This is a genomic window from Geomonas terrae, assembly GCF_004791675.1.
GTDB classification, from domain to species: Bacteria; Desulfobacterota; Desulfuromonadia; order Geobacterales; family Geobacteraceae; genus Geomonas; species Geomonas edaphica.
Genome location: NZ_SRSC01000001.1, coordinates 597,661 through 610,898, shown reverse-complemented (window position 1 = coordinate 610,898; position 13,238 = coordinate 597,661). Strand labels below are relative to the sequence as shown.

Annotated in this window: 9 protein-coding genes; 2 read left to right on the top strand and 7 right to left on the bottom strand. The window is 64.9% G+C overall.

Going from position 1 to position 13,238, the window contains the following annotated elements; genetic code table 11:
- The first annotated feature begins 148 nt into the window (after window positions 1-148).
- Both E4633_RS02585 and E4633_RS02580 read left to right on the top strand, forming a co-directional pair.
- Entirely contained in the window at window positions 149-1,054 is a 906-nt protein-coding gene (locus E4633_RS02585; RefSeq protein ID WP_281276724.1) for a CopD family protein, read from the top strand.
- Between the two features lie 34 nt (window positions 1,055-1,088).
- A complete protein-coding gene (locus tag E4633_RS02580) occupies window positions 1,089-2,312 on the top strand; it encodes a GGDEF domain-containing protein (RefSeq protein WP_135868701.1) in 1,224 nt (407 codons plus the stop codon).
- Here E4633_RS02580 and E4633_RS02575 read toward each other — a convergent pair.
- The 7 genes from E4633_RS02575 to E4633_RS02545 form a co-directional block, all read right to left on the bottom strand.
- On the bottom strand, window positions 2,309-2,881 hold the full coding sequence (locus E4633_RS02575; protein ID WP_135868700.1) for a response regulator: 573 nt from the start codon (window positions 2,879-2,881) through the stop codon (window positions 2,309-2,311). The two genes, E4633_RS02580 and E4633_RS02575, sit on opposite strands and share 4 nt — an antisense overlap.
- Window positions 2,882-2,913: 32 nt before the next feature.
- Entirely contained in the window at window positions 2,914-5,292 is a 2,379-nt protein-coding gene (locus E4633_RS02570) for an ATPase, T2SS/T4P/T4SS family (protein WP_135868699.1), read from the bottom strand.
- A gap of 3 nt (window positions 5,293-5,295) precedes the next feature.
- On the bottom strand, window positions 5,296-6,582 hold the full coding sequence (locus E4633_RS02565) for a sensor histidine kinase (protein WP_135868698.1): 1,287 nt from the start codon (window positions 6,580-6,582) through the stop codon (window positions 5,296-5,298).
- The gene (locus E4633_RS02560) at window positions 6,579-7,238 is read right to left on the bottom strand and encodes a GTP-binding protein (RefSeq protein ID WP_135868697.1); all 660 of its coding nucleotides are present in this window, start codon (window positions 7,236-7,238) and stop codon (window positions 6,579-6,581) included. Before E4633_RS02560 ends, E4633_RS02565 begins: the two co-directional genes overlap by 4 nt.
- Entirely contained in the window at window positions 7,235-8,806 is a 1,572-nt protein-coding gene (locus E4633_RS02555) for an HD domain-containing phosphohydrolase (RefSeq protein ID WP_135868696.1), read from the bottom strand. Before E4633_RS02555 ends, E4633_RS02560 begins: the two co-directional genes overlap by 4 nt.
- 62 nt (window positions 8,807-8,868) lie before the next feature.
- Window positions 8,869-9,684: a response regulator gene (locus E4633_RS02550; protein WP_135868695.1), complete on the bottom strand. Its 816-nt coding sequence runs from the start codon at window positions 9,682-9,684 to the stop codon at window positions 8,869-8,871.
- Complete coding sequence (locus E4633_RS02545) at window positions 9,677-13,141, bottom strand: PAS domain S-box protein (protein WP_135868694.1); 3,465 nt, start codon at window positions 13,139-13,141, stop codon at window positions 9,677-9,679. Before E4633_RS02545 ends, E4633_RS02550 begins: the two co-directional genes overlap by 8 nt.
- Between the last annotated feature and the right edge of the window lie 97 nt (window positions 13,142-13,238).

Below are 13,238 nucleotides of genomic sequence, written 5' to 3'. Positions count from 1 at the left end.
TTGTACCGGCACGGCACTCTCTTTTCAACGCCCGGGCGCGCTTCGCGGGAGATTCCTGCCATAGCCCGCATCTGTTCAAAGAGAAAACATCGCGGTGGGAATGGGCAAAAAGTTGACTTTACAGGTAGATGGAGATATACAGGTGCGCATGAAAAGAGCCCTCCTACTGATCCTTTTCCTTTCGTGCCTCTGGTGTGCGGCGCCCGCGTCGGCCACCGAAATCTACGCGCAGCAGACCGGCAAGAGCTGCAACGTCTGCCACCTCGATCCGGCAGGGGGCGGGGAGCTCACCGCGGCGGGCAAGGAATTCGCGGCCTCCCGTACCGCGAAGAGCGAAGCGCCCGCCATGGGGGGGGTCGCCAAGGTGGTCCGTTTCGCGGCAGGCTACCTGCACATGCTCACCGCCATCCTCTGGTTCGGCACCATCCTCTACGTCCATCTCGTGCTGAAGCCGGCGTACGCCGCAGGGGGGCTGCCGCGCGGCGAGGTCCGGGTCGGCGTTCTCTCCATGGCGGTCATGGGGGTGACCGGCGCGCTGCTCACCCACTTCCGCGTCACCTCGCTGGACATGCTGCTGCACACCCGTTTCGGGGTGCTGCTTTTGATCAAGATATCCCTCTACCTGTTCATGGTCCTCTCCGCCACCTACGTGGTCCTCTTCATCGGCCCGAAGCTCAAGGCGAAGCGGCGTGAACCGGTCGCCCTTCCCGCGGGGAGCGAACTGACCGTGGACGAACTCGGCTCCTTTGACGGCAAGGAGGGGCGTCCCACCTGGTTCGCCTACGACGGGAAGCTCTACGATGCGAGTGCCAGCCGGCTCTGGAAACAGGGGGTGCACATGGGGCGGCACAACTCGGGCGAAGACCTGAGCGAGGCGCTCAAGCTCGCGCCGCACGGCCCGGAGAAGGTGCTCGCCATGCCGCAGGTGGGGACGCTCTCCGCCGGGCCGCGCAAGGCACCCCTGCACGAGCGCGTCTTCTTCTTCATGGCCTACATGAACCTCAGCATCGTCTTTCTCATCGTGCTGATACTGTCGCTCTGGCGCTGGGCCTGACGCGGCTCCCGGTGCGCCGGACTTAGGAAGCAACGTGAAGCTGTTACGCATCTTTACCCACGCCGACGCTAAAAGGGATCCCGACTCCCTGCTGCGCCTGTTCGTCTCCATCGCCCTCCTTTCCATGGTCCTGATCACCTCAGGGGCCGGTTACGCCTTTTTCCATCTCCTGTACCAAAACGTGATCGTCAGCGCCGAGGACGACGCCGTCAAGGTGAGCCAGGCGCTTCTTGAGAACCAGCGGAAACGCATCCTCTCGGCCGACGGCAGCGGCAGCAGCGTCGCCGTGGCGCCGGAAAACCTTGCCGAGCTCGACGACCGGCTGAGAAAGTTCCTCGCCCCTTTCGACATCGTAAAGATAAAGATCTATTCCTCCGACGCCCGGATCGTCTACAGCACCGAGGCGAAGCTGATCGGCGAGACGGACCGCGGCAACAAGCGGCTCGCCAACGCCCTGGCAGGTGCCAACGATTCCAAGCTTGAGAGAAAGGAAGAGGTGAAGGACTTAGCGGACGAGCGGAAGTTCAACGTGGACGTGGTGGAGACCTACATCCCGATCCGGGACCACGGCCGGGTGATCGGGAGCTTCGAGATCTACATGGATGTCACCGGTTACCGCAGGCAGAGCGTCAACGCCGGGCTCCTCTCGCTGGCGTCCCTGGTGGCCATCCTGGTAGCTGTCTTCGGCATCTCCTATTTCGTTATCCGCAGGGGGACCCGGGAGCTCAAGGAGACCCAGGAGGTGCTCCGCAAACAGACGATCACCGATCCGCTGACGGGAACCTTCAACAAGCGCCAGATAGAACTGATAGGGAGGCGGGAATTCGCACGTGCCTCGCGGCGCATGGAGAAAGGGATGTCCGATGCGGGAAGCGGCTTCCTGATGATCGACATCGACCGGTTCAAGGAGGTGAACGACCGCCACGGGCACCTGGCGGGCGACGACCTTTTGCGGCAGTTCGCCGAGCGGATCGCCGCGTCGCTTAGAAACTACGATTCGCTCGGGCGCTTCGGAGGGGAGGAGTTCCTGGTGGTGCTCCCCGGCTCGGACCCGGCACAGACCCGCGCTGTGGCGGAAAAGATACTCACGCTGATCAGGCAGAACCCTTTCAGCCTGGAAGGGGCTCCCCTGCAGCTCACCGCCAGCATCGGCATGACCACGATGGAGGAGGGGGACGAAGACCTCATACAGGTGCTGCGCCGCGCCGACCGCAACCTCTACCGGGCGAAGAGCGGCGGGCGCGACCAGGCGGTCTAGGTGGACCGCTCGGCATCGTTGCACCCGGCGATGATGCTCGCTATCTCCTCCTCGGTGACGTCTTCGTCGATCCGGATCGCGCCGTCCGCTTCCCGGCGCAGGTCGGTAATCCCCGGGTAACTCTTCTCCAGGTACTTAAGCTCCTGCGACTGGCGCTTCACCGTCTTCAACAGGCGCCGGTTTTCCTCTTCCAGGTCGTACTTCTCCACGGCGCTTCTAAGCGCGAGCTTCAGCTCCGTTTCGTCCCATGGTTTCGTGAAGAAGCGGTAGATCTCGCCGCTGTTGACCGCGCGCATGGTCGCCTCGACGCTGGCATGCCCGGTGAGCATGATGCGCACCGTCTCCGGGTAGAGATCCTTCACCGCGCCCAGGAACTCCGCCCCGTCCATCCCCGGCATCTTCTCGTCGGAAATGACCACCTTGTAGCGGTGCTGTGCCATGAGGCCGAGCGCCTCCTTTCCCCCGTGCGCCCCCGTGATCAGGTATGGCTCCTCGTCAAGGCCGCGCACCAGGGCCGAGATCACGTGCGGCTCGTCGTCCACTAATAGAATCCTCGTTTCATCGGTCATCTTGTCCTCCATACTTTTGGTCCTCTCTCCCGCTACTCCCTTGCCGCGCCGCAGTGCGGGCAGTTCAGCCACTCCGGTTCCAGGGGGAGCTTGCAATCGCGGCAGAGGTTGCGGCGCAGGGTGCCGCAGAAGGGGCAGAAGAGATATTTCGCGTCCACCATGCGGTTGCAGCAGTCGCACCGGCGCTGGTGGAGTAGCTGCGGCCCCAGGACCCGCAGCAGCTCCTCGAGGGTGGTGAGCCCCAGGCGCACCTTCTCGAGGCCGTCTTCGAGGAGGGTGCGCATCCCCCCCGCGCGCGCCATGTCGAAGAGCTCGGTCTCCTTGTAGCTCGTGCTGATGAAATGCCGGAAGTCCTCGTTCATGGTGAAGAGTTCGAAGACCCCGGTCCGCCCCCGGTAGCCGGTCTTGTTGCACTGATCGCACCCCTTGCCGCGGCGCACCGCCCCGTCGAGGTACCCCGGCGGGACGCGCAGCAGCTCCATGATCTCCCGGTCCGGGGCGACCTCGGTGCTGCAGGCGGAGCAGACACGCCGCACCAGGCGCTGCGCGAAGAGCCCCTCGAGCGCCGAGGCGATGATGTAAGGCTTCACCCCCATGTCGATGAGCCGCGTGATGGAGCCGACCGCGGAGTTCGTGTGCAGCGTGGAGAGGACCATGTGGCCGGTGAGCGCCGCCTTGAAGGCGACGTCCGCGGTCTCGGCGTCGCGGATCTCGCCGACCAGGATCACGTCCGGGTCCTGGCGCAGCGTGGCGCGCAGGACGTTCGCAAAGGAAAGCCCGATCTTCTCCCGCACCGCGACCTGGTTCGCCTCCTCGACGAAGTACTCCACCGGCTCCTCGATGGTCTCGAAGTTCCTGCTCCCCTCGAGCATGGTGGAGAGGATCGAGTAGAGCATGGTGGTCTTGCCGCTGCCGGTGGGACCGGTCGCTATGATCACCCCCTGCGGCTTCTTCACCAGGGTGCGGATCTTCTGCAGCCCGTCCGGGAGCACCCCGAGGTCGGGTAGATCCTTGATGGCGGCGCTCTTGTCGAGGATGCGCAGGACGAGCTTCTCGCCGTTCAGTGTGGGCATGGAGGAGACGCGCATGTCGACGATGCGGGTCCCGGCCTTCACGGTGATGCGCCCGTCCTGGGGCTTTCTCCGTTCGGAGATGTCCATCTTGGCGAGGATCTTCACGCGCGAGACGATGGCGGGGTGCAGGTCGGCCGGGATCTTGATCTTGCTGTGCAAAAGGCCGTCGATGCGGAAGCGCACCAGGGTGTACTTGGTCTTCCCCTCGATGTGGATGTCGCTTGCGTGGTAGCGGATCGCCTCCGAGATGACCGCGTTCACGATGCGGATCACCGGCGGGACCTCGGAGGAGCCGATGAGCTCGGTGACGCTCACCTGGCTCTCCTCGTCGTCGATGATGATGTCGATCTCGTCGATCGGCTCCAGGTCCGTCGCCTGTTCGAGCGCCGGGCCCTCGCCCCAGGCCCGTTCCAGTAGGGCGAGGATCTCGGAACCGGTGGCGATGAGGGGGACCACGGCGAGTCCGGTCATCATGGAGATGTTGTCGACCTTGTAGATGTCGGAGGGATCGGCCATGGCCACGGTGAGCTGGCGGCCGGTCATCCGGATCGGGACCATGCGGTTTCTCTCGCACAGGTCGCGCGGCAAAAAACGCACCGCCTGGGGCATGATCTCCGCCGAGGCGAGATCCACGTAGTCGATGTTGAGCGCCGCCTGCAGCGCCTTCACCACCTCCCCCTCGGTGACGACGCCGAGGCGCACCAGGGCGTCGATGATCAGTTCGCCCTGGGCACGTTCCATCGCGGCGCGCACCAGATCCTCCCTCGTCGCCGCCCCCGCCTTGACGAGGATGTTGCCCGCCATGCCGCGGTTCTCATCGAAGAGGCTCGCGTAGTTCTTGATGCGCTGCTGCTGCGAGCGGGTGAGCTCCTTCAGGTTCTGGTTTTCCTGCATCAGGACGTACTGTTGCAGGGCGAGGCTCACCGTGAGGCGCAGGTCGTCGTCGTTCCAGGGCTTGGTGATGAATTTGTAGACCGCACCGTCCTTCACCGCTCCCATCACCGAATTCACGTCGGCATGCCCGGTGAGCATGATCCTGATCACCTGGGGCCAGCGTTCCTTCACCGTCTTCAAAAGTTCCGCTCCGGTCATGCCGGGCATGCGGTGGTCCGAGACGATGAGCTGCACCTCGTTCTCCTCCATCACGGCGAGCGCTTCCGCGCCGCTTGCCGCGGTGAAGAGACGGTAGTTCTCCTCCATGAAGATGCGGCGCATCGCGGAGAGGACACCTGCCTCGTCATCGACGAAGAGGACGCCGAAACTCTTGGCGGCAGGTTCCTGCGCCTCCCGCTCCTCCCCCTTTGCCGCCGTCTTGAATAGCTGTGAATATCTCGACATCGCTTAGTTCCTGCCTGCGGGGATGGTGATGATGAAGTCGGCGCCTCCCCCCGGGGCGTCGGCTACGGCAACGGTTCCTTGCAGCTTGAGGACCGCCTCCCATACCACGGCAAGCCCCATGCCGGTTCCGGAGCCGACCGGCAGCGTGGTGAAGAACGGGTCGAAGATCTGCCCCCTGAGCGCTGCGGGGATCCCGGGGCCGTTGTCGGCGATGCTGATCCTGATCCTCTCCCCGTCGAAGCAGCTGGAGAGGGTGATGCGCGGCGAGGCTCCGGCGTGGGTGAGGGCGTTCTGGATCAGGTTCAGGAAGATCTGCCCGGGGAGCTGCCCCTGGCATTTAACCTCCGGGAGCGGCTGCAGCTCCTTGACGATCTCGGCGCGGCCGGCCAACTGGTGCGATAAAAGCGTGAGGGTCCGCTCCAGCTCCTGGTTCAGGTCCACGACGCTTTCGCCGCTCTCGTCGACATGGGAGAAACCCTTCAGGTCGGCTACGATGCGGGAGACCCGCTCGGCCCCGGCGAGGCTCTGTGCCATCAGGTCGCCGACGTCGGCCATGACATGCGGGAGCTTCAGCTCGCGCCACTTCGTCTCGGCCTCGGTAACGAGCCGTTCGCGCGGCTGCTCGAGCTCCAGGTGCTCACGGTAGAACTGCAGCATGGCGCAGAAGCGGGCCACGTACTTTTGCAGCGTGTGCAGGTTCGAGGTGATGAAGCCGAGCGGGTTGTTGATCTCGTGAGCGACCCCGGCGGCCAACTGCCCCACCGCGGCCATCTTCTCCTGCTGCAGCAGGTGCGCCTGGGCGCGCCGCAGTTCCGCGGTCCGCTCCTTCACGCGCAGCTCCAGGTTTTCCGCGAGCTCGCGGTAGCGCGCCTCGCTTCTCGCGAGCTCGGCGTTCATGGCGACGAGCTCCTCGTGCGAGCTGTTCACCACCGAGGTGTGGATCTCCGTGGTGAGGACCCGCTTCAGGCTGTTCCTGAGCACGGTGTCGAGCGCCACGATAAGGAGCGAGGCGAGCGGCTCCAGGCGCTCACGCATCTCCGGTGCCCCGAAGAGCTCCAGGTGCGCCACCGGCTCACCCTCGAGCATGAGCGGCAGGGACCGGAGGAGCTCCCCGCGTCCGGCCGAGGAACAGGCACCCCAAAGTTCCTCCCCGTCGTCACCGGTGACCCGGGCGCAGGAGGCACCCGCCGCGAGCGCACCCTTGAGCAGCGGGAGCACGTCCGCGTCGAGCAGGAGCTCGCGCACCTTTTTTTCCTCCCCGACCACGAAATGCAGCGTGTCTGCGCTCATGGCTCCTCCTTGAGCGAGGTGAGCTTCGCGACGAAGCGCTCGCGCGTAAGGCCGTGCGTCGCGGCGAGGGCGAAGCGGGCGTCGATCCGGTCGTAGACGAGCCCCGCCAGCATGGCGAAGGTCTCGGCCACCCCCACCCCGTTCAGCGCACTCGCCAGCACCACCGGGATGCCGGTGGGGTCCCAGGTGGTGCGGATCTCCTCCTCGGGGACCGCGGCCGGCAGGTCGCGCTTGTTGAACTGGATCACCAGCGGGATGCTGTCGATGTCGAGCCCGACCAGGGAGAGGTTGCGCTCCAGGTTGTCGAAGCTCACCGCGTTGCTTCCCGCCTCGTCGCGGTTCGAGTCGGCGACGAAGACCACGCCGTCGGCCCGCTGCAGGACCGCCTTTCTCGTCGCGTCGTGGCAGACCTGCCCAGGCACCGTGTAGACCTTCACCTTGATCTTGAGGCCGCTCGGCGCGGTGAGAAAAAAGGGGAGGAGATCGAAGTAGATGGTCCGGTCTCCGCTCGTGTCGAGCACCATGAGCTCGCCGCGTCCCTGCCGGGTAAGGAGGTCGTGCAGCTGCAACAGGTTGGTGGTTTTCCCCGAGAGCGCCGGGCCGTAGTAGACCAGCTTGAGCACCATGCGCCGCTCTTTCTCGTCGAACTCGATCATCGCGCCTTCTCGTCCGCCACGTAGACCCCGCACGAAGGGGGGTCGATCTGGTAGTAGCGCAGCACGGCTTCGATGCTGCCGCGGTTCAACTGCGTTCCCTCGGTCAAAAGCAGAAGTCCCGTCCCGCTGTAGAGGTTCCTGGTGAGCCGCATCCCTTCCTTTAGGCGCTTCGGCTCGACCTCGCGTTCGGTTACCGCCTCGGTCACGGCGATCTTCACACTCCCCGCGTCGCTGCGCCCGGAGGGGGCCCAACTGACGAAGATCCCCCCCGACGGGGGATCGACCTGGTAGCTGCGTACGACGGCCATGATGCGCCCCGCGTCGAGCACGGTGCCGCGTTCCACGATGAGCGCGCCGGAACCGCTGAAAAGGTCGCGGGTGGTGGTCATCCCCTCCAGAAGCTGCTTCGGGCGGAGCTCCTTCTCCGCCGCCTCGGCGCGCCGGGAGTAGGCGGCGAGGTAGAGCTCGCGCACGTGCCGCTCCGCGGCGGGGTAGAGCTCCGGATCGAGGCTCTTGCCGAGCTCCTGCGTGATGCGCGCGAAAAGGGCGGGGAGGGGATCGTCGCCGCGCTGCTCGGTGAGCTCGCGGTCCACGAAGTCGGCCATGGCGATGATGCGGGCGCCCAAGGGGATGCCGGTGCCGCTCAGCCCGTCGGGGAACCCGGCGCCGTCGTAGCGCTCGTGGTGGTGCCGGATCAGTACCCCCGCCTCGCGCAATTCCTCGACCGCGTCCAGGGTGGCCTGTCCGCGCACCGCGTGCTGCAAGAAGATGCCGGTTTCCTCACGGGTCATCGCTGACATCCGCTTTTGCAGGATCTCCTGGCTGATGCCGATCACGCCGATGTCGTGCAAAAGAGCGGCGGTGCGCACCGTCTCGACCTCTTCGGGGGAGAGACCCGCCTCGCGGGCGAGCCGCATACTCAGCTCGGTGACGTTTCTCGTGTGTTCCTGCAGCCGGCTCGAGTGGAGCTCGATGAGGCGGGAGAAGGCGACGATGGTCTCGCGGAAGGCATGCCCCACGCGCCGGTTACGCTCCTTCAACTCCTCGTTCTGTCGCCTGATGGTCGCCGTCTGCTCCAAAACGCGCCCCTTCAGGTTGTCGTTCCAGGCGGAAAGCTCGCGGTTTTGCTCCTCGACGAGGGCGGTCAGACGCCGGTTTTCCTGGACCAGGTGGTACTGCTGCACCCCTTCCTGGATGGTGCGCACGAGCACGTCGTCGTCCCAGGGCTTCAGGAGGTAGCGCGAGGCGCCACCCTTGTTGATGGCATCCATGGTGGCCGCCATGTCGGCGTAGCCGGTCAGGACCATGCGCACCGCGTCAGGGACGAGCCCACGCGCCTGCTCGAGGAACTGCGCGCCGCTCATGCCGGGCATGCGCTGGTCCGAGAGGATGAGGGCGACGTCCGGGTGCTCCCTGAGCCTCTCCAGCCCCTCGGCCCCGGAGGCGGCCCGCAGCACCTCGAGCTCCACCTCCTGCTCCATGAGAAGGCGCGCAATGGAGCGAGTGATGTTCTCCTCGTCGTCAACCAGAAGCACCTTGTGCGGTGCCGTTTCGGTTTGTATATCCATCTGTTGCTCCTCGTTTGCATCATAGGGCGCGGCACCGCGGGGGCGCCTTACGCCGCGTCACCTCACGCCGCGCGTGCGATGGTGACCAGCAGCTCCACCGCGCCGTCACCCGGCGGGTGGAGCTGCCGCAGGTTCAGCCGGTACCCCCCGGTCTCGACGGTGCCGGAGCCGGGAGCCGCCGCGGAAAAACCGTCGCCCAGGTCTGCGAACTGCGGCAACGCTTCGGCGAGGCGTCGCCCCACCAGTTGTCCGTCGGCGACCTGCAAAAGATCCGCCGCCTCCCGGTTCATCTGCAGCACGATGCCGTCGCCGTTCAGGGCGAGCACCCCGAACGGCAGATGGTCCAGGATGAGGGCCGCGTGCGCCAGCGAGGCGTGTTCCTGCATGAAACCGCAGGAGCACGAGGCGGCCCGCCGCGCAAGGTCCGCGTTCAGCTCTCTCAACTCGTCCGTCTTGCGCCTCAGTTCCTCGGCCAACTGCTCGTTCCTGCGCTGGGTGGCGAAGTGCTCGAGCGCCTTGGCGACCGTCACCCTCAGCTCGTCGTCGTTCCACGGCTTCGGGATGAACTTGTAGATCTTCCCCTCGTTGATGGCGGCGACCACCGCCGCGGTGTCGGCGTACCCGGAGAGGACGATACGGATCGTCTCGGGATGGCTCTTGAACACCTCCTTCAGGAACTCGACCCCGTTCATCCCCGGCATCCTAAAGTCCGAGATCACCACCTGCACCTGCGGCGAGGCGTTCAGCAGTTCGAGCCCCTCCTCGCCGGAGGCCGCGGTGAGTATCTCGTAGTCATCGTCGATGAAGATGCGCTCGAGGGCGCGGAGCACGTTGCGCTCGTCGTCCACGCATAGGATCCTGGTCTGGTGATCACTCATCTGAGCCAACCCCCTCTATCGGGAGCCTGATGGTGAAGGTGGTGCCGATACCCACCTCGCTTTCCACCTCGATGCTCCCGTGATGTTTCTTGATGATGTCGTAACTGATGGAGAGGCCGAGCCCGGTTCCCTTGCCGACCTCCTTGGTGGTGAAAAACGGCTCGAAGATCCGGCTTCTGAGCTCCTCCGGGATACCGCCGCCCGTGTCGCTGATGGCGATGAGGACCTGATCCCCCTCGCGCCTGGTGGCTACGGTGATCTCCCCCTGTTTCTCGATGGCGTGCGCCGCGTTTACCAGCATGTTGAGGAACACCTGGTTCAACTGCTGCGGGAGGCACTTAACCGGCGGGAGCTCGCCGTAGTCGCGCGTGAGCGTGGTCTTGTACTTTAGCTCGTTCCAGGCGATGGTGACGGTGCTCTCGATGCATTCGTTCAGGTCCACGTAGGTGGCCTGCGCGTCGTCCACCCTGGAGAAGCTCTTCAGGTTCTGCACGATGTTGCGCACCCTCTCCGCTCCGTCCTGGGACTCGGCCAGGAGGCTCCGTGCATCCGCGAGGATGTAATCCACCTTGAACTTCTTGCGCGCCTGGGAGATGCGCTCCCTTGCCTCCGGCGGCGCCGCGGCGAGCCCGTCGGACTGGGCCTCCAGGAAACCTTCCAGCCGCTCGAGGTATTTCCCCATGGTGCCGAGGTTGCTGGAGATGAACCCCATGGGGTTGTTGATCTCGTGGGCGACCCCGGCCGCTAGCTGCCCTATCGAGGCCATCTTCTCCTGCTGCAAAAGCTGCGAGTGGGTCGCCTTCAGCTCCTGGTAGGCGACGATGAGCTCCTCGGAGACCCGCTTGATCTCGGTCAGGTCGTGCAGCATGATCACCTGCGATCCCTGTTCACCGTACGGATAGATCCTGAGGGTGAACCAGCGCCCCGATGCCTCGTGCTGGAGCTCGGCCTGCCCGCGGTCCAGGGTGCTCAGGTCGAGCCCTGCCCCCTGCATCAGGTCGCGCCAGTTGGCCGAGACCAGGCGCGAGTAGGAGTTGCCGGTCAACTGCTTGAAAGCGCGGTTGCAGCGCCTGACCCGCCCCTGGCTGTCCACCATGGCTACCAGGTCGTCGATGCAGTCCATGGTCTGTTCCCATTCCCGCTTTCCCTTCTCCACCTGCCGGAACAGCTCCGAGAGTTGCTCGTGCTTCAGGACCATCTCCGCCTGGTTCTTCAAAAGCTGGCGCTCGGCGTTCTTCTTCGCCGTTATCTCCTCTTTCACCCCGAGAAAGTGGGTGATGCGCCCCTGCTGGTCGCAGATCGGGGCGATGGTCGCGTTCTCCCAGAAGAAGGTGCCGTCCTTGCGCTTGTTGTTGAACTCGCCGTGCCATTCCTTTCCGGCCGTTATGGTCTCCCACAGCTGCCGGTAGGTTTCCTCCAACTGACGTCCCGACTTAAGGATGCTCGGCTTTTGCCCCAGCGCTTCCTCCTTCTTGAAGCCGCTCACCTCGCAGAACTTCCGGTTCACGTACTGGATCACCCCTTGGGCATCGGTTATCACGATGGCGCTCGCGCTCTGTTCCACAGCCTCGGAGAACAGGTGCAGGGACTCCTCGGCACGGGCCCGCTCGGTGATGTCGTACAGCGTCTCCACCACCGCGATGGTCTCGCCGTCCCTGGTGACCGGCGCCGCATCGAAGAAGAGGTAGCGTTCCTTGCCGTTCAGGTTGTGGTACCACCCCTCGGCCCTGATGATCCCCTTCATCACCACGTCGCAGCTGTAGGTCGGGTAGAGTTCGCCGGCCCGGTCGGTCTCCCCCGACATGATCAGGTCGCACAGGGTGGGGCGTCTGGCCGGGTAGAAGGGTTCCCACTGCCGCTCGGTGCCGAGCATCTCGGTCGCCGGCATCCCGCTCAGCTCGGCGATGGCGCGGTTCCAGACGATGATGCTGTGGTTTCTGTCGATGACGAAGAGCGGTGTGGAGGTGTTCTCCAGAAGGCTTTCGACGAAACGGCGCTCCTCCTCCAGCATCCCCTCCAGGCGCCGGTCCATGGAGATGTCCCTGAAGCTGCCGCGCTTGCCGAGGCTCTCGCCATCGGCGCCGCGCACTTCCCGGCAGGTGTACTTGAACCAGCGCTGCCCCCCGTTTTTAGTGTTGAGGCGCAACTCCACTGGGGACGCAGGCTTGTCCCGGTCCGTACAGTTGCCGTCTCTGCGCCACAGCTCGCGGTCTTCGGGGTGGATGATGCTTTCCAAAAGGCCCGGGGCGGCTAGAAACTCGCGGTCGGTGTAGCCGGTCAGCGACTCGCAGTTCGAGGAGATGTAGCGCAGCGAGCCGTCGGGGTTGGTGAGGATGGCGAGTTCCGAGGTGAATTCGGCGATGATGCGGTAAAGCTCCTGGTTCTCCTCCAGGGTTTCCTGCCGTTTGTCCATGGTTTCCACCATGCCGTTCACCGCAAGCGCCAGGTGCTCCAATTCGTCGCCGGTCGTGATGGACACGAGCCGCTCGGGCCCCTTCTTCTGGTTGAGGCTGCCGACGTGGTTTACCAGCCGGGCGAGCGGTTCGGTGATGTGACGGATCAGGCGCCATAGCGTCACCTGGGTCAAAAGGAGGATGATGCCGAGGGCCGCGGCGAAAAAAAGGCGCGCCTCCCTGAGCGGCTCGTACGCCTCCGCCTCGGGGTACTGCACCGCCACGATGAAGTTCGCGTTTTTCAGCGGGAGGGCTGCGGTCATCCAGGTCTCTCCCGCGGCGTCCCGGGTTTCGCCGCTGGCCATGACATTTCTCTGCAGCGCGTCGTCGATGGCCGGGTTCTCCCCGGGGGCGAGGTAGGACATCACCTGGCTTTGGTCCGGATGCCAGACGATGGTGCGGTTTCTCTCCATGACCAGCAGGCGTCCGCGCTTTCCGACCGTATGGAGCGCCCGGTCGGTCCTGCCGTCTTCGTGGAGGTCGTGATGTCCCGCCAACAGCCCGGCTACGCTGCCGTCGGCGCGCAGGATGGGAACCCCGAAGCTGATCAGGGGGTGTTTGGGGGGGGCGGAGGAGAAGTATGGGGCGGAGATGTAGGGCTTGCCGGTCGCGAGGGTGAAGGCGACGTAGCTGTTCCCCTTCCGGATCGGGCTCTGTGCCGGGGGGCTTTGCGCGATGCTGCGCCCTTCCGCATCGATCACCTCGAGCCCGCCGTTGAAGAAGGTGCGCGCCGCGCGGAACTGGTCGAGCGCCTGCTGCATCTTCTTCGGGTCGTCGAGCAGGGCGGGGTCGATCCCCTTGGCCATCAGATCGAGCATCTGTCGCGAGTGCAAAAGCTCGTCATCGATGTAGCGCGAGGCGAGGGCCAGAGTCGCCGCGTGCTGCCGCGTCACGGTCTCGGTCAGGGCGTGGGCCAGGTAGCGGTACCCCGCCAGGGTGAGCAGCACCATAAGCGCTGACACCAGCAGGAATACGGGCCCGGATATCTTGGTCTTGATCCTCATATGCTTGCGCTCCGCAGAGGGCGTAGGGCGACATCGCGTGACGGGACGCGCCTCCTCCGCTTCCTGTTTCCATCGGAAAAAACGCTGTTTTCTTGAG

Excerpts from the sequence above, each read along its gene's own strand:
- E4633_RS02585 (WP_281276724.1), top strand. The coding sequence starts at position 149 with ATGAAAAGAGCCCTCCTACTGATCCTTTTCCTTTCGTGCCTCTGGTGT.
- E4633_RS02575 (WP_135868700.1), bottom strand. The coding sequence starts at position 2,881 with ATGACCGATGAAACGAGGATTCTATTAGTGGACGACGAGCCGCACGTG.
- E4633_RS02570 (WP_135868699.1), bottom strand. The coding sequence starts at position 5,292 with ATGTCGAGATATTCACAGCTATTCAAGACGGCGGCAAAGGGGGAGGAG.
- E4633_RS02565 (WP_135868698.1), bottom strand. The coding sequence starts at position 6,582 with ATGAGCGCAGACACGCTGCATTTCGTGGTCGGGGAGGAAAAAAAGGTG.
- E4633_RS02560 (WP_135868697.1), bottom strand. The coding sequence starts at position 7,238 with ATGATCGAGTTCGACGAGAAAGAGCGGCGCATGGTGCTCAAGCTGGTC.
- E4633_RS02555 (WP_135868696.1), bottom strand. The coding sequence starts at position 8,806 with ATGGATATACAAACCGAAACGGCACCGCACAAGGTGCTTCTGGTTGAC.
- E4633_RS02550 (WP_135868695.1), bottom strand. The coding sequence starts at position 9,684 with ATGAGTGATCACCAGACCAGGATCCTATGCGTGGACGACGAGCGCAAC.
- E4633_RS02545 (WP_135868694.1), bottom strand. The coding sequence starts at position 13,141 with ATGAGGATCAAGACCAAGATATCCGGGCCCGTATTCCTGCTGGTGTCA.